Consider the following 16,637-nt stretch of genomic DNA (forward strand, 5'->3'; position numbering starts at 1 on the left):
TCGACCGATAGTGTTCAGCATTGTCGAACCGAGGTGGAGGAGTACGGCGCGATGGCCAAGAACATCCAGTCGCTGGAGCGGGCGGCCGCGATGCTGCGTCTGCTGGCGGGCGGCGAGCGCCGGCTCGGGCTCTCCGACATCGCCTCCTCGCTGGGGCTGGCCAAGGGCACCGCGCACGGCATTCTGCGCACCCTCCAGCTGGAGGGCTTCGTCGAGCAGGACGCGGCGTCCGGCCGCTATCAGCTGGGCGCGGAGCTGCTGCGGCTCGGCAACAGCTATCTGGACGTCCACGAACTGCGGGCGCGCGCGCTGGTCTGGACGGACGACCTGGCCCGCTCCAGCGGCGAGAGCGTCCACCTCGGGGTGCTGCACCAGCACGGCGTGCTGATCGTCCACCACGTCTTCCGGCCCGACGACAGCCGCCAGGTGCTGGAGGTCGGGGCGATGCAGCCGCTGCACTCCACCGCGCTGGGCAAGGTGCTCTCCGCGTACGACCCGGTGGCCCACAGCGAGGTCATGGAGGCGGAGCGCCGCTCCTTCACCGGGCGCACCGTCACCGAGGCCGATGCGTTCGAGTCGATGCTCGACCTGATCCGGGCCCAGGGCTGGGCGGCCGACGCGGAGGAGACCTGGGAGGGCGTCGCCGCCGTGGCCGCCCCCGTGCACGACCGGCGCAGGATGCCGGTGGGCGCGGTCGCCGTGACCGGCGCGGTGGAGCGCGTGGCCCCGGGCGGCACGCTGCGCCCCGAGCTGATCGCGGCCGTACGCGACTGCGCCCGGGCGGTCTCCCGGGATCTGGGCGCCGGCCGCTTCTGAGGCGCCTGCGGCCCGCACCCTCCGCTCCAGGCCCGGCCCGCACCCTTCCCCCCGCCCGGCACGTACGGGCCCGCGCCGACCCGCGCCCGGCGCGCCCCTGCCGGGTACGCCAGGCACCTGCCGGTAACGATCCCGTCGCGCACCGAGTCGTGGACCACAGAACCCTTGACGCTTCCTTCACTTCGGGGAAACACTGCCGTTCAACGGTCGGCATTGTCGAACGCCTAACGGCAATACGCGTTAGGGTGTGACAGTGCCAAGGGCCGGTCAAGCCCTTACAGATGGGCTGCCCACGCTTCGTGGATACCCATCTGGGGCGCGGAACACCGGCAGGACCGGTGATCCGCTCTCCCCTGGACGAAGGACGAAGGAGTCGCGGGTGTCCAGCTCCGACATTTTCATCGGCGAGACCATAGGTACCGCCGTACTCATCCTGCTCGGCGGCGGTGTCTGTGCCGCCGTCACGCTGAAGAGCTCGAAGGCCCGCAACGCGGGCTGGCTGGCCATCACCTTCGGGTGGGGCTTCGCCGTGCTGACCGGCGCCTACCTCGCCGGCGGCGTCTCGGGCGCCCACCTCAACCCCGCGGTCACGGTCGGCCTGGCCATCCAGGGCGGCACCGAGTGGGGTCACGTACCCCTGTACCTCGGCTCACAGCTGCTCGGCGCGATGATCGGGGCCCTGCTGGTCTGGGCGGTGTATTACGGGCAGTTCCACGCCCACCTCACCGACCCGGAGATCATCGAGGCGCAGCCGACCGAGGAGGCCATGGTCGACCAGGCCGCCGCCCCCAAGGCCGGACCGGTGCTCGGGATCTTCTCCACCGGCCCCGAGATCCGCAACGGCGTGCAGAACGTCGTCACCGAGATCATCGCCACCGTGGTGCTGGTCCTGGCGATCCTGACCCAGGGCCTCAACAACGAGGGCAACGGCATCGGCGTGCTCGGCGCGCTGATCACCGCCCTGGTCGTCGTCGGCATCGGCCTCTCGCTCGGCGGCCCGACCGGCTACGCCATCAACCCGGTCCGCGACCTCGGTCCGCGCATCGTGCACGCCCTGCTGCCGCTGCCGAACAAGGGTGGTTCGGACTGGGGCTACGCGTGGGTACCCATCGTGGGTCCGCTCGTCGGCGGCGCACTCGCCGGCGGGCTCTACAACCTCGCCTTCGCCTAGCCGCCCCTCCACCACCTCACAGACTTCCGGGAGCACACCGTGACCGACGCACACACCACCGGCACCCATGGCACCGGGCCGTTCATCGCGGCCATCGACCAGGGCACCACCTCCAGCCGCTGCATCGTCTTCGACAAGGACGGCCGGATCGTCTCCGTCGACCAGAAGGAGCACGAGCAGATCTTCCCGAAGCCGGGCTGGGTCGAGCACGACGCGACCGAGATCTGGGAGAACGTCCAGGAGGTCGTCGCCGGAGCCATCGTCAAGGCCGGCATCACCTCCGCCGACGTCAAGGCGATCGGCATCACCAACCAGCGCGAGACCACCCTGCTGTGGGACAAGAACACCGGTGAGCCGGTGCACAACGCGCTGGTCTGGCAGGACACCCGCACCGACGCGCTCTGCAAGGAGCTCGGCCGCAACGTGGGCCAGGACCGGTTCCGCCGCGAGACCGGGCTGCCGCTCGCCTCGTACTTCGCCGGCCCCAAGGTCCGCTGGCTGCTCGACAACGTCGAGGGGCTGCGCGAGCGCGCCGAGCGCGGCGACATCCTCTTCGGCACCATGGACTCCTGGGTCATCTGGAACCTCACCGGCGGCACCGACGGCGGCGTCCACGTCACCGACGTCACCAACGCCTCGCGCACCCTCCTGATGAACCTGCACACGATGGCCTGGGACGAGAAGATCCTCGCCTCCATCGGCATCCCGGCCGCGGTGCTCCCGGAGATCCGCTCCTCCGCCGAGGTCTACGGCAACGCCAAGGGCGGCATCCTGGACGGCGTCCCGGTCGCCTCCGCGCTCGGCGACCAGCAGGCGGCGCTGTTCGGCCAGACCTGTTTCGCCGAGGGCGAGGCCAAGTCCACGTACGGCACCGGCACCTTCATGCTGATGAACACCGGTGGCACCCCGGTCAACTCGTACAACGGGCTGCTCACCACCGTCGGTTACCAGATCGGCGACAAGCCCCCGGTGTACGCGCTGGAGGGCTCCATCGCGGTCACCGGTTCGCTGGTGCAGTGGATGCGCGACCAGATGGGCCTGATCAAGTCGGCCGCCGAGATCGAGACGCTGGCCTCCTCGGTCGAGGACAACGGCGGCGCGTACTTCGTGCCCGCCTTCTCCGGACTGTTCGCCCCCTACTGGCGTCCCGACGCCCGGGGCGTCATCGCCGGTCTCACCCGTTACGTCACCAAGGCGCACATCGCCCGTGCCGTCCTGGAGGCCACCGCCTGGCAGACCCGCGAGATCAGCGACGCCATGACGAAGGACTCCGGCGTCGAGCTGACCGCGCTCAAGGTCGACGGCGGCATGACGTCCAACAACCTGCTGATGCAGACGCTCGCCGACTTCCTGGACGCGCCCGTGGTGCGCCCCATGGTCGCCGAGACCACCTGCCTCGGCGCCGCCTACGCCGCCGGTCTCGCCGTCGGCTTCTGGCCGGACACCGACGCGCTGCGCGCCAACTGGCGCCGGGCCGCCGAGTGGACACCCCGCATGGACGCGGACACCCGTGCCCGCGAGTACAAGAGCTGGCTCAAGGCCGTCGAACGGACCATGGGCTGGATCGAGGACGAAGAAAGCTGACGAGGAGCATCACCATGACCACCCTGCAGAGCGTTCCCGCCCTCGGAACGCACCCGGCCTCCGGCTCGCTGCCGAGCCGCGCCGAGACCCGGGACCAGCTGTCCGGGCCACGTACGACCTCCTGGTCATCGGCGGCGGCATCCTGGGCATCTCCACCGCCTGGCATGCCGCGCAGTCCGGGCTGCGGGTGGCTCTGGTGGACGCCGGCGACTTCGCCGGCGCCACCTCCTCCGCCTCCTCCAAGCTCCTCCACGGCGGTCTGCGCTACCTCCAGACCGGCGCGGTGAAGCTGGTCGCGGAGAACCACTTCGAGCGGCGCGCGGTCTCCCGCGAGGTTGCCCCGCACCTGGCCAACCCGCTCACCTTCTACCTGCCCGTCTACAAGGGCGGCCCGCACGGCGCCGCCAAGCTCGGCGCGGGCGTCTTCGCCTACTCCGCGCTCTCCGCGTTCGGCGACGGCGTCGGCCACGTCATCTCCCCGGCCAAGGCGCAGCGCGACGTCCCCGAGCTGCGTACGGACGACCTGAAGGCGGTCGCGGTCTACCGCGACGACCAGATGAACGACGCCCGCATGGCGCTGATGACGGTCCGCGCGGCCGTCGACGCGGGCGCGGTCGTCCTCAACCACGCGGCCGTCACGGGCCTCCGCTTCACCCGGGGCCGGGTCACCGGCGCCGAGCTGAAGGACAGCACCGACGGCACCGAGTTCGGCGTCGACGCCCGGCTCGTGCTGAACGCCACCGGCCCCTGGGTCGACCACCTGCGGAAGATGGAGGACCCGAACGCGGCCCCCTCCATCCGCCTCTCCAAGGGCGCGCACCTGGTCCTCAAGCGGACCCGGCCGTGGCGGGCGGCGCTGGCCACCCCGATCGACAAGTACCGCATCACGTTCGCGCTGCCGTGGGAGGACATGCTGCTCCTCGGCACGACGGACGAGGAGTACGAGGGCGATCCGGCGGACGTCTCGGTGACCGAGGCGGACACCGCGCAGATCCTCGACGAGGCGGCGTTCTCGATCAAGGACCAGCAGCTGTCGCGCGATCTGATCACCTACTCCTTCGCCGGTCTGCGGGTACTGCCCGGCGGTCCGGGTGACACCTCCAAGGCCAAGCGCGAGACGGTCGTCACCGAGGGCCGCGGTGGGATGCTGTCGGTCGCGGGCGGCAAGTGGACGACCTTCCGCCACATCGGCCGTACGGTCATGAACAAGCTGGCCGCCCTGCCCGGGCACCCGCTGGCCGAGGACATGGAGCCGATGAACCGGCTGCCGCGGAAGCTGCCGCTGCCCGGGATCGCCAACCCGAACGCGGTCGCGCACCGGCTGCTGATCGACGGCCCGGCCCCCGGCCCGCGCATGGCGCCGGACACCGCCCGGCACCTGGCCACGCACTACGGCTCGCTCGCCTTCGACATCGCCCGGCTGGCCAACGAGAACCCGGAGCTGGCCGAACGGGTCCACCCGGACGCCCCGGAGATCTGGGCCCAGGTCGCCTACGCCCGGGACCACGAGTGGGCGGAGACGGCGGACGACGTGCTGCGCCGCCGGACCACGCTGACCATCCGGGGCCTGGCGACGGACGGCGTCCGCGAGGGCGTCGAGAAGCTGCTGGCCGAGCGGGACTGATCCATCGGCCCACCCCCCACGGGTACATGGCCGGGGCGGCTTCCTCGCGGGAGCCGCCCCGTTCCCGTACCCCCGGCGCACCGGCCGTGAGCCACACTCTCGCCACACGCCGGCAACGCCCAACGGGAGCAGTGGAGTTCATGCGCGCGCTACCGCGAGGGGTTCGAGGCGTACGGGCACGATCCGGCGGACGCGAGGGCGCGGCGTCAGGCGCCGTCCTCGCTCCGGGAGTGATCGAACACTGTTCACCCGGCCGTGCAAGAGGGCTGCGGCCAGGGGCCCGGGAAGCCGTAAGGTTGCTCCGTACGTATGGAGACATCGGAAGGAGGCCCGGGTGATCGAGCTCGAGTCGGTGCCCGAGCTGGTCGACCCGGTCATGGTGGCCGCGTTCGAAGGCTGGAACGACGCCGGGGACGCCGCCTCCACAGCGGTCGGTCATCTGGACCGGGAGTGGAAGGGCGAGGTGTTCGCGGCGCTGGACGCCGAGGACTACTACGACTTCCAGGTCAACCGGCCCACGGTGTGGCTGGACGGCAACACGCGGAAGATCACCTGGCCGACGACGCGCCTGTCCGTGGTGCGGGTCGGCGGCGACAAGCCCCGCGACCTGGTCCTGGTGCGCGGGATCGAACCGTCGATGCGCTGGCGGTCGTTCTGCAACGAGATCCTCGGCTTCGCCCATGAGCTGGGCGTCGAGATGGTCGTCATCCTGGGCGCGTTGCTCGGCGACACCCCGCACACCCGGCCGGTGCCGGTGAGCGGGGTCACCTCCGACGCGGACCTGGCGCGGACGATGGACCTGGAGGAGACGCGGTACGAGGGCCCGACGGGCATCGTCGGGGTCCTCCAGGAGGCGTGCACGCACGCCGGGGTGCCCGCGGTCAGCCTGTGGGCGGCGGTCCCGCACTATGTGTCGCAGCCGCCGAACCCGAAGGCGACCCTGGCCCTGCTCAACCGGCTGGAGGACCTGATCGGGCTGCGCATCCCGCTGGGCGAACTGCCCGAGGACGCGCGGGCCTGGCAGCTCGGCGTCGACCAGCTGGCCTCGGAGGACAGCGAGGTCGCGGAGTATGTGCAGACGCTGGAGGAGGCGCGGGACACCGCGGAGCTGCCCGAGGCGTCCGGCGAGGCCATCGCCCGGGAGTTCGAGCGGTATCTGCGGCGGCGGGACGGCGGCCCCGGGCAGGGGCCGGGCGGCCATGCCACGGAGACCGGGGACGTCTCCTATCTGCGCGACCCCTCCAGCGGGCGCACCCGCCCGCCGAAGCCGCCGCGCCCGGAGACGGGACGCGGGAAAGCCTCCGACGACAAGGGCGCGAAGGACACCGACGGCGACGAAGGCACCGACGCCGGCCGTCCCGAGGAGGACGGCGAGGGCTGAAGAGCCCGCATCGGTGACGAACGGCGGGGCGCCGCACGGGAGATGATCCCGTGCGGCGCCCCTTCCCTGTTCCTCGCGGGGTCCCGTGCGGCTCAGGCGCAGTGGAACTTCGCGGCCGCCCAGTCGCCGTGGTCCCCGGTCTTGGACCCGTTGGTGTCGGTGACCTTCAGCCGCACCTGCCGTACGCCGTCGAGCTTCACGTGCACCGGCACGGTCGCCGAGGCGCCGGTCAGCTTCGGTGAGGTCCACAGCACCTTGCCGTCGCCCTCCACGGAGAACGCGACCTCGCCGTAGCCGTTGATCTCGTCGTCGATCCCGACGTCGGCGGTGAACGCGGTGCAGCGAGCCCCGAGATGGACGGCGATGTCGGAGTCGGCGTGGGTGCCGATCCCCTTCTCGTACGTCTTCCCCGCGAGCGTCAGCGTGTTCCCGTCGTCGGCGCCCGACTCCCCGTTGGAGCGGTCGCGTTCGGCGGGGCCGTAGCCATTGGTCTCGGAGAGCCAGACGAGGTCGCTCGCCCAGGCCTCGCCCTCGGGTGCCGGTGGCAGGACGGAGACGGCGAGCCGCTGCTGACTCGTGCGGTCCTCACCGGCGGTCCGGTAGCGGGCCAGTGCCGTCAGCCGGGTCTCGCGCGCCTCGGCGTCCTTCGCCGGGGTGAGCGCCACCTCGACCCGGCGGGTGGCGCCCGCCGGGATGCGGCCCGGGACGTTCGCGGTGACGGTCTGCCAGCCCTCGGGGACCTGGAGGGTGACCGTGGTGTCGGTGAGGTCGAACCGGCCCGCGGTCACGTCGACCTGGACCGTGCCGGGCGTGCCCGCTCCGGCCTCCTGGCCGGCGGGGGCGGTGAGGGCGGCGGCCGAGGCCTTCTTCCCGCCGACCGCGCTCGTGCCCAGCAGCTTCACCGTGAACTTCTTCGCGGTGCTCAGGGGCGCGGTCTTCACGTGCACCACGCCGCCCCGGTCGTCACGGTCGTACCACCAGCCCTGGCGGGCCCGGTCGTACGCGGCCTTCGAGGTCAGCTCGGGCAGCGTCCGGTCCAGCTTCACCGCGCGCGGCTCGGAGCCGGTGTGGACGGTGAACTCGTAGGGGCGGGCGGTCTGTTTGCCGGTGAAGCTGCCCCGGCTCTCGTTGATCGTGACGGAGACGTCGCCCGCGCCGTGCTTCGGGGCCCGGACGTCGGCGCGCTGGGTGGCGTACTTCCCGTCGCGGTGCTGGCGGGTGACGCCGTCGTCCTCGTACAGGGTGAAGGAGGTGTTGCCCTGCGGGTAGACGTCCCAGGCCAGCGGGGAGTCGGCGGTGCGGTCGCGGTACGAGCGGATGCCCGGCCACATGGGGACGGCCGCGCCCGCCTTCACGAAGAGCGGCAGGGTGTCGAGCGGGGCGTTGTAGGAGTCGATGGTGGCGGGGCCCTCGTGGGTGCGGCCGCTCCAGTAGTCGATCCAGGTGCCCTTGGGGAGGTAGATGTCCTTGCGTTCGGTGGTGTCCTGGTAGACGGGCGCCACGAGGAAGTGCTCGCCGGAGAGGAACTCGTACTTCGCGGCCTCCGTGGACGCCTTCGGGTCGTCGGGGTATTCGAGGACCAGCGGGCGGACCATGCCGACCCCGGTCTTGGTGGCCTCGTGGGCGTAGGAGTACTGGTAGGGCAGCAGCGACTCCTTGAGCTTGAGGTAGTCGCGATTGACGGAGGTGTACGGCTCCCCGTGGCGGAAGGGCTGCTTGTCCATGGCGGCCCAGCCGTCCATGGTCATCGTGGTGCCGAGGAACATCTTCCACTGGAGGTCGCGGGTGTACGTCTTGGCGCTGCCGCCGAAGATCCCGTCGACGTCACCGGTGGTGTAGGCGAGGCCGGACATGGTGGCGCCCGCGTAGGTGGGGATCTGCCAGCGGATGTACTCCCAGGTGCCGGACTGGTCGCCGGACCACTGGACCCCGCAGCGCTGTGCGCCCGCCCAGCTCTCGGGGGCCCAGGTGAAGCCGCGGGCGTCGCTGTGGTCCTCGATGCCCTGGTAGGCGTCCTTGCAGGCGTCGAGGGCGAACTTGTAGCCGGGGCCGACCCAGGCGACGTCCAGCTTGGCGACCCGCTGGCCTGCCTTGACCTGGGCTCCGAGGTTCTCGATGCCGTCCTCGGTCCACAGGCCCAGCTCCATCTTGCGGTCCTTCAGCCCCTGGGCGGTCTCCTCCAGGTCCTCGTAGCCGCAGCCGTAGCCGTCGTTGACGAGCATCCAGCCGTTGGGCATGTCGTTCTCGACGTATCCGTCGGCGACCTTCAGCGAGTCCAGGGTGCGGCGCTCGCCCCGGTTGGCGTTGTGGAGGTAGCAGTCGGCGTCGCCGATCTCCATGCCGTAGACGGGTGGCAGGAACGGCTTGCCGGTGAGGTCGGTGTACTGGCCGATGACGTCCTTCGCGGCGTCGGCGCCCTCGCCCGCGAAGTAGTAGGCGTCGAAGCGCTGCTCCTTCGCACTGGTCGTCACCGGGTCGGTGAACGCGTAGGTGTTGGGGGCGTAGGTGTTGCGGAAGACGCCGTAGCCGGCCGACGAGAGGTAGAACGGCACGGAGTTGGGGTGGCCGCCGTCGTCCCAGTTGTAGTCGACGGCGACCTCGACGGTCTTGTCGCGGTGGGTGGTGTTGCCGCGACCGTTCTGCATCCCGGCCCCGTAGAACTGCTCGTTCGCGCCCCGGGCCAGTGTCTGGACGGTCTTCTCGCCGGTCCAGCTCAGGCCCTTCGTCTCGGACCAGACGCGGCTTCCGTCGGCCCGGTGCAGGGCGAAGCGCAGCGGCTTCTTGTAGGCCCGCAGGGTGACCTCGCCCGTCGACAGCTCGTAGCGGTCGCCGCGCTCCTTCCAGCGGGTCCGGGGCGGCTCGCCCTGCGGCAGGACGATGTCGTCGCCGGTGGGGTCGGTGAACTTCCCGTCCGGGGCGAGCTCGATGCGGAAGGTCTCCTTCGAGACGAAGCTGACACGGGCCTCGGCCTGCCCGGCGGTCAGCCGGTAGACCGCCCCGTCGGCGCGGAAACCGGTCACGTCCCCGACGGTGGTGGTCTCCGCGCTCTCCGGCGAGGCCTCGTCGGCGCGGGCCCCGCCGGGTCCCGAGAGGACCGCGAACAGTCCGAGCAGTGCAGCAACCGCTGCCGCTCTCATGCGCGTTGATGTTTGCATAGGGAGCTTTTAGCGCAACTTCGAGCACATGACCATGGACAAAAAGGAACCGGCCCCGAACTTCGTAGAGAAGTCCGAGGCCGGTTCGAGCCATCGGGCGGGCGGGAGTTCCGCCTACAACGCGACCCCCAGCAGGGCGTCAACCGTACGGGAGACGAGGCCGGGCGCGCCCTCGTCGGTGCCGCCCTCCGCGCCCTGGAGCGCGGCCCATCGGTCCACCGCGGCGAGCGCGGCGGGGCTGTCCAGGTCGTCGGCAAGGGCTTCGCGGACCTCCTCGACCACTGCGTCGGCGGACGGCCCGTCGGGGCGCGAGACGGCGGCCCGCCAGCGCGCGAGGCGCTCGACGGCGTCGGCCAGCACCTGGTCGGTCCACTCCCAGTCGGAGCGGTAGTGGCGGGAGAGCAGCGCGAGCCGGATGGCCGCCGGGTCCACGCCGTCGCGGCGCAGCGCCGAGACGAAGACCAGGTTGCCACGCGACTTGGACATCTTCTCGCCGTCCAGGCCGACCATGCCCGCGTGGACGTAGGCCCGGGCGAAGGGGTGCTCGCCGGTCAGCGCCTGGGCGTGCGAGGCGCCCATCTCGTGGTGCGGGAAGGCGAGGTCGGAGCCGCCGCCCTGGATGTCGAAGCCCATGCCGAGGTGGTCCAGCGCGATGGCGACGCACTCGATGTGCCAGCCCGGGCGGCCGTCGCCCAGGGAGGCCCCGTCCCAGCTCGGCTCGCCCGGGCGGGCGGCCATCCAGAGCATCGGGTCCAGGGGGTTCTTCTTTCCGGGGCGCTCCGGGTCGCCGCCGCGCTCGGCGGAGAGCAGGCGCATCGCCTCGGCGTCGAGGCCGGAGACCTCGCCGAAGTGCGGGTCGGCGTCGACGGAGAAGTAGATGTCGCCGTCCAGCTCGTAGGCGGCGCCCGCGTCCCGGAGGCGTTCGACGAGGGGCACGATGCCCGGTATGGCCTCGACCGCTCCGATGTAGTGCCGCGGGGCAGCATCCGCAGGGCGGTCATGTCCTCGCGGAAGAGTGCCGTCTCGCGCTCCGCGAGCTCGGTCCAGTCCTGACCGTCGCGCACGGCCCGCTCCAGCAGCGGATCGTCCACGTCGGTCACGTTCTGGACATAGTGAACCTGCCGCTTGGTGTCGAGCCACACGCGCTGAACGAGGTCGAACGCGTTGTAGGTCGCCGCATGACCCATGTGGGTCGCGTCGTACGGCGTGATGCCGCAGACGTAGATGCGGGCGACGGGACCGGGGTCAAGGGTGATCCGTCCGCCGGTCGCGGTGTCGTGGATCCGAAGGTCGCGGCCCTTGCCGGGCAGGGCGGGGACCTCAGAAGCGGGCCAGGCATGCATGTCATGAGCGTAACCGGACGTTGCTTCCGGATACGAACCGGCACCGGAAACCTGTCCGAAGAGGCCCTCTTGCGTGCAACCCATGGCAGGGGGTACAGCGCGGGTCGCCCTCCGGGGCGCGCTACACCGGCGGCCAGGGGATCGGCGGCCACTGGCCGCTCGGCCGCGGGTGCACGGCGCTCTTGAGCAGCCCGTCGACCCGCTTGCGCAGGGCCTCCAGCTCAGCCGCGGTGATGAGTTCGGCCATCCGGGTGGCGAGGGCGGCCCCCGGCGCCAGCTCGGCGGCGAGCCGGCCCAGCACCGCCAGGGCCTCCTCGGTGAGCGGTTCCCCCGCCCAGCCCCAGAGCAGGGTCCGAAGCTTGTCGTCGGCGTTGAAGGTGACGCCGTGGTCGATGCCGAAGAGCCGCCCGCCGGGCGCGGGCAGCAGATGGCCGCCCTTGCGGTCACCGTTGTTGATCACCGCGTCCAGCACCGCGAGCCGCCGCAGCCGGGGGTCGTCCGCGTGCACCAGCAGCGCGGTCTTCCCCTCCCCCACGTCCGCGAAGCCCACGGCTTTCCAGCCGTCGCCCGGCTCCTCGCCCTCGACGAGCGCCAGCAGCTCGGGGGCTTCCTCACCGTCCTCGGGGCCGTCGATCCAGAGCTGGACCATGCCCGGCCCGTACGGCCCGTCGCGCAGGACGGTCGGCGGCACGAGGTCCCAGCCGGTCGCCCGGGAGATCTCGTACGCGGCGGCCTCCCGCTGGGCGAGGGTCCCGTCGGGGAAGTCCCAGAGCGGCTGCTCACCCGCGACCGGCTTGTAGGCGCAGGTGCGTTCCTCGCCGTCGTACGCCACCGTGCAGTGCAGCACCGCGTTGGACGCCCCTTTGACCTGACCGAGGACGGTGATCGTGCCCTCGGTGAGCAGGGTGAGCAGCTCTGGGTCGGTCAGGCTCCGCGACGGTATCCGTTCTGGCGCGGGCATACGTGTCCTTCCGGATCGAGCGGCAGGCTGCACAGCGGGCATGGCGGACGCCCGGCGTTCACGACGTCCAGGGCGCGCTTGGCGAAGGCGCGGGCCTGGGCGCCGCTGAGCCGGACGCGGAGCATCGGCGGGCCGTTCTCCTCGTCCTGGAGGAGCTTCTCCTCGGCCTCCGCGAGGTCGTCCTCGGAGTCGGCGTCGAGCTCGACGAGGGCCTGCGCCTCGACGATCATGCGCTGTTCCTCGCCGTCCCAGGCCAGGGCCATGGTGCCGACCCGGAACTCCTCCTCGACGGGCACGTCGAGCGGGGCGGTGTCGGTGACGTCGGTGGGGGCCACGGCGGGCACCGGGGAGTTGCCTCCGGTGCGGCGCACGACCTCGTCGAGCAGTTCGTCGATCCGCTCGGCGAGCGCGGCGACCTGGGCCTTCTCCAGAGCGACGCTGGTGACCCGGCCCTGGGAGGACGCCTGCAGGAAAAACGTACGGCGGCCAGGCAGCCCGACCGTACCGGCCACGAATCGGTCCGGGGGGTCGTAGAGGAACACCTGACGGGACACGTCCTGCTCCCTTGAGCTTCGATGGTGGTTGGGCGGCGCTACGGCGCGTCCACCCTACTGCCCGGAGCGATCACGGCGCGCCCGCGCCGCCCCCGACCGTCGCGTCCGCCGAACCGTCACCGGCGGGGGACGCGGCGGCGTCCGCCCCGACGGCGTGTTCGCGGGGCGCGAGGGAGTCGAGGTCGCCGGTGTCTCCGAGCCGCAGGAGGAAGGGACGCAGCCGGGTGTAGCGGATCGCGGTGACCGAGCAGGGGTCGACGTGGATGCGCTGGAAGAGGTCCAGGTGCATGCCCAGCGCGTCGGCGACGAGGGACTTGATGATGTCGCCGTGCGAGCACATGACGTACGTGGCGTCCTCGCCGTGCTCCGCCTCGACGCGCTCGTTCCAGTCGCGTACGGCGTCGACGGCGCGGGCCTGCATGGCGCGCATGGACTCGCCGCCGGGGAAGGCCGCGGCGGAGGGGTGCTGCTGGACGACCGACATCAGCGGCTCGTCGGCGAGTTCGGCGAGCTTCCGGCCCGACCAGTGACCGTAGTCGCACTCGCTGATCCGGTCCTCGGTGTGCAGGGCCAGGCCCGGACGCGCGTCCAGGAGCGGCTGGAGCGTCTGCTTGCAGCGCTCCAGGGGGCTGCTGACGGCGAGGACCGGGACCACGGCGGAGAGCCGGCCGGGGAGGGCGGCGGCCTGTCCGGCGCCGCGTTCGTCGAGGAGGACGCCGGGGGTGCGGCCCGCGAGCACCCCGGCGGTGTTGGCGGTGGAGCGTCCGTGGCGTACGAGGATCAGCGTGGGCATACCCGCCAGCGTACGGCGGAGGTGCGTGCGGGCGGGTTCACGGGGAAGAATGCCCGCCGTGATCGTGGACTGTGCCATCTACCGGGACGGGCGCCGCATCGAACGGCCCGACAGCTTCTCCGACGCCCTGGACGAGGCGCGCGGGGCCCTGGACGCCTTCCTGTGGATCGGGCTGCACGAGCCGACGGAGCAGGAGTTCGACCGCGTGCGCGAGGAGTTCGGGCTGCACCCGCTGGCCGTGGAGGACGCGCTGCGAGCTCACCAGCGGCCCAAACTGGAGGTGTACGACGACTCACTGTTCGCGGTCCTCAAGCCGATCGTCTACGAACCGGAGAGCGACACCGTCAGCGCCGACGAGCTGATGGTCTTCGTCGGCGACTCCTTCGTGGTGACGGTCCGGCACGGCGAGGGCGCCCCGCTGGCGGCCGTGCGCCAGCGGCTGGAGTCCGAGCCCGAGGTCCTGAAGCACGGTCCGACGGCGGTGCTGTACGCGATCAGCGACGCGGTCGTGGACCACTACATGGATGTGGCCGGCGAGCTCCAGGTGGACCTGGAGGAGCTGGAGACGCAGGTCTTCGCACCGACCGGCGCGGGCGACTCGAAGAACACCGCCGCCCGGATCTACACCTTCAAGCGGCAGGTGCTGGAGTTCCGCCGGGCGGCCGGTCCGCTGACGGCGCCGATGGCCAGGCTCTCGGCCGCGGGCGTGCCCTTCGTCCACGAGCACGCGCAGCCGTTCTTCCGGGACGTGGCCGACCATCTGACCCGTGCCAACGAGCAGGTGGAGGGGCTGGACCGGCTGCTCTCGGACATCCTTTCGGCGCATCTGGCGCAGATGGGCGTGCGGCAGAACGACGACATGCGCAAGATCTCCGCCTGGGCGGCGATGGCCGCCGTCCCGACGATGGTGGCGGGCATCTACGGCATGAACTTCGACCACATGCCGGAGCTGCACTGGCCGTGGACGTACCCGGTGGTGGTCGCGCTGATGGGCCTCGCGGTGTACGGGCTGTACCGGCTGTTCAAGCGGCGCGGCTGGCTTTAGGGCCTGTCGTCACATCCCGTCGTCGCCCGGGCGTGTCCGGGGGCCCGGGCCCCCGGACAGCCGGGGCTCAGGCGTATGCGTGCTCGGGTACCGCGGGGCTGCCCAGCGCGTTGCGCCGCTCCGGCATCTCCAGGGTCACCATGCGCCGCCAGCCGACGAGGCGCTCGTACGCGTACACCGCGTGGATGCCCGCGGCGAGGACGGCGGCCCTGGGGCGGGACCAGCCGAGGATGCGGCCCATGGCGGCCATCACGGCGAGGCTGACGTCGCGGTAGACGCGGATCTCGGCCAGGGCGCACTCGCGCATGATCCGCTGGATCGTGCGGCCGTGCCCCTCGCGGGCGAGGGCGAGCAGTTCCTCGTGGCAGTAGGCGAGGTGGTTGTCCTCGTCGTTGGAGATCATCTTCACCGCGCGGCCGATGTCGGGGTGGTCGGCGAAGTGCCGGCGCAGCAACTGCATCTGCTCGGAGGCGCGCTGCTCGGTGATCCGGCTGTGGGCCAGATAGGTGATGATGTCGCGCTCGGTGAGCCGCTCCTCGCCGCGCAGCCGGGAGTGCGCGAGGCCGATGCCCTGCTGCTCCAGGAGCATCGTGTAGTCGGTCTCCGGGGGGACCTCGACGGGCTGCAGTCCGCGCTTCTTGAGAAGGGCGTTGAAGATCCGGCCGTGCTTGTCCTCGTCGGCGCCGTGCCGGACGATCCTGGGGGCCAGCTCACGGCGGCCCTCCGGGACGAGGGCGGCGATGCGGGCGTTCTCCCAGCCGCCCTGGGCCTCGCCGCTCGCGGCGATGGAACAGAAGAGCCGGTAGGACTCGTCGTTGTCCAGGATCTCCTGGAACAGGGTCTGCGCAGAGAGCATGAGGGCCACCTCCGTACCCGTTTTTCCGCGGAGCCCAGACCCGCGGATCGGTAGTCCGCAGAACGAGTCAAAGGCGCTACCGGGCGGTCGGCAACCGGAGCGGTCACACACCGCGCACGGCGGCGGCCGGGCCACCGACGGCCGGCACGCGCGCCGGGGCGGCGTAACCCCTGGGCGGGTGGCGCGTTGATCCTGCTGACGGCCGTGGCGGGGAAGACCCCCGAGCCCCACCACGGCCGTAGTGCTGCCCGCGGGCGTTTACGCGAGTCCGGAGCGCTCCAGGGCGTCCGTGCCGGCGCGCAGGGCGGTGAGCCGCTCCTGAAGGGTGAAGCCGGCCGGGGCGAGGTTGAGCGTGGTGACCCCGGCAGCGGCGTAGGCCTGCATGCGGTCGGCGATCCGCTCGACGGGGCCGAGCAGCGCGGTCTGGTCGATCAGCTGGTGCGGCACGGCGGCGGCGGCCCCGGCCTTGTCCCCGTCCAGGTACTTGTCCTGGATCTCGGCGGCCTCCTTCTCGTACCCCATCCGCTGGGCGAGCTGGTTGTAGAAGTTCTGCTTCCGGCTGCCCATCCCGCCGACGTACAGGGCCGTGTACGGGCGGAACATGTCGGCGAGGCCGTTGACGTCGTCGCCGACGGCCAGCGGCAGCGTCGGGCTGACGTCGAAGCCCTCCATGGTCCTGCCCGCCTTCTCGCGGCCGGCGCGCAGCGGCTGGATCGCGGTCTCCTCCAGGTGCTCGGCGGAGGGGAAGATCAGCAGGGCGCCGTCGGCGATCTCGCCGGTCTGCTCCAGGTTCTTGGGGCCGATCGCGGCGATGTAGAGCGGGATGTGCTCGCGCTGGGGGTGCACGGTGAGCTTGATCGGCTTGCCCGGGCCGCCGGGGAGCGGCAGCGTCCAGTGCGCGCCCTCGTAACTCACGCGCTCGCGGGTCATCGCCTTGCGGACGATCTCCACGTACTCGCGGGTGCGGGCCAGCGGCTTGTCGAACTTCACTCCGTACCAGCCCTCGGAGACCTGCGGGCCCGAGACGCCGAGGCCGAGCCGGAAACGGCCGCCGGAGAGCGAGTCGAGGGTGGCGGCGGTCATCGCCGTCATGGTGGGCTGCCGGGCCGGGATCTGCATGATGGCGGAGCCGACGTCGATCGACTCGGTCTGGGCCGCGACCCAGGTCAGCACGGTCGGGGCGTCGGAGCCGTACGCCTCGGCCGCCCAGCAGACGTCGTAGCCGAGCCGGTCGGCCTCCTGCGCGACGGCGAGGTTGTCGCCGTCCATGCCGGCGCCCCAGTAACCGAGATTGATGCCGAGCCGCATAGCCGCTCCCCTTACTGATCAGTAACGTCCCTTTCTCCGGACTCTA

The 16,637-nt window shown here is 71.6% G+C and carries 11 protein-coding genes and 2 pseudogenes; 6 read left to right on the plus strand and 7 right to left on the minus strand.

The window, feature by feature from the left end; all coding sequences use genetic code 11:
* Window positions 1-51 precede the first annotated feature (51 nt).
* The 5 genes and pseudogenes from CCZ36_RS05080 to CCZ36_RS05100 all read left to right on the plus strand — a co-directional run bounded on the left by CCZ36_RS05080 (window position 52) and on the right by CCZ36_RS05100 (window position 6,576).
* Entirely contained in the window at window positions 52-816 is a 765-nt protein-coding gene (locus CCZ36_RS05080; RefSeq protein WP_006123393.1) for an IclR family transcriptional regulator, read from the plus strand.
* A 379-nt stretch (window positions 817-1,195) separates the two neighbouring features.
* The gene (locus CCZ36_RS05085) at window positions 1,196-1,987 is read left to right on the plus strand and encodes an MIP/aquaporin family protein (RefSeq protein WP_069738781.1); all 792 of its coding nucleotides are present in this window, start codon (window positions 1,196-1,198) and stop codon (window positions 1,985-1,987) included.
* 39 nt (window positions 1,988-2,026) lie between these two features.
* Complete coding sequence (glpK, locus tag CCZ36_RS05090; RefSeq protein WP_006123395.1) at window positions 2,027-3,571, plus strand: glycerol kinase GlpK; 1,545 nt, start codon at window positions 2,027-2,029, stop codon at window positions 3,569-3,571.
* A gap of 14 nt (window positions 3,572-3,585) precedes the next feature.
* Window positions 3,586-5,195 (plus strand): annotated as a pseudogene (locus tag CCZ36_RS05095) (FAD-dependent oxidoreductase).
* Between the two features lie 334 nt (window positions 5,196-5,529).
* A complete protein-coding gene (locus CCZ36_RS05100) occupies window positions 5,530-6,576 on the plus strand; it encodes a PAC2 family protein (protein WP_069738779.1) in 1,047 nt (348 codons plus the stop codon).
* Between the two features lie 92 nt (window positions 6,577-6,668).
* On the opposite strand, the gene CCZ36_RS05105 is transcribed toward CCZ36_RS05100, so the two are convergent.
* The 5 genes and pseudogenes from CCZ36_RS05105 to CCZ36_RS05125 all read right to left on the minus strand — a co-directional run bounded on the left by CCZ36_RS05105 (window position 6,669) and on the right by CCZ36_RS05125 (window position 13,382).
* Window positions 6,669-9,731, minus strand: coding sequence for an NPCBM/NEW2 domain-containing protein (locus CCZ36_RS05105; RefSeq protein ID WP_128817105.1), 3,063 nt, complete (start codon window positions 9,729-9,731; stop codon window positions 6,669-6,671).
* A gap of 114 nt (window positions 9,732-9,845) precedes the next feature.
* Window positions 9,846-11,074: pseudogene (gene mshC / locus CCZ36_RS05110) on the minus strand (cysteine--1-D-myo-inosityl 2-amino-2-deoxy-alpha-D-glucopyranoside ligase).
* Between the two features lie 121 nt (window positions 11,075-11,195).
* Complete coding sequence (locus CCZ36_RS05115) at window positions 11,196-12,035, minus strand: SCO1664 family protein (protein ID WP_128817106.1); 840 nt, start codon at window positions 12,033-12,035, stop codon at window positions 11,196-11,198.
* Window positions 11,999-12,589, minus strand: a complete 591-nt coding sequence (locus CCZ36_RS05120) for a DUF3090 domain-containing protein (RefSeq protein ID WP_069738775.1) — start codon at window positions 12,587-12,589, stop codon at window positions 11,999-12,001. The genes CCZ36_RS05115 and CCZ36_RS05120 overlap by 37 nt, the downstream gene beginning before the upstream one ends.
* Window positions 12,590-12,659: 70 nt before the next feature.
* Complete coding sequence (locus CCZ36_RS05125) at window positions 12,660-13,382, minus strand: histidine phosphatase family protein (RefSeq protein WP_069743879.1); 723 nt, start codon at window positions 13,380-13,382, stop codon at window positions 12,660-12,662.
* A 49-nt stretch (window positions 13,383-13,431) separates the two neighbouring features.
* On the opposite strand from CCZ36_RS05125, the gene corA reads away from it, so the two are divergent.
* A complete protein-coding gene (corA, locus tag CCZ36_RS05130; protein WP_069738773.1) occupies window positions 13,432-14,427 on the plus strand; it encodes a magnesium/cobalt transporter CorA in 996 nt (331 codons plus the stop codon).
* 67 nt (window positions 14,428-14,494) lie between these two features.
* Here the strand turns inward: corA and CCZ36_RS05135 are convergent, their stop codons facing one another.
* The gene (locus CCZ36_RS05135; RefSeq protein ID WP_128817107.1) at window positions 14,495-15,283 is read right to left on the minus strand and encodes a ferritin-like domain-containing protein; all 789 of its coding nucleotides are present in this window, start codon (window positions 15,281-15,283) and stop codon (window positions 14,495-14,497) included.
* A gap of 258 nt (window positions 15,284-15,541) precedes the next feature.
* Complete coding sequence (locus CCZ36_RS05140) at window positions 15,542-16,591, minus strand: LLM class F420-dependent oxidoreductase (RefSeq protein ID WP_069738771.1); 1,050 nt, start codon at window positions 16,589-16,591, stop codon at window positions 15,542-15,544.
* Window positions 16,592-16,637: the final 46 nt, after the last annotated feature.

The organism is Streptomyces sp. S063 (assembly GCF_002832675.1).
GTDB lineage: Bacteria > Actinomycetota > Actinomycetes > Streptomycetales > Streptomycetaceae > Streptomyces > Streptomyces sindenensis.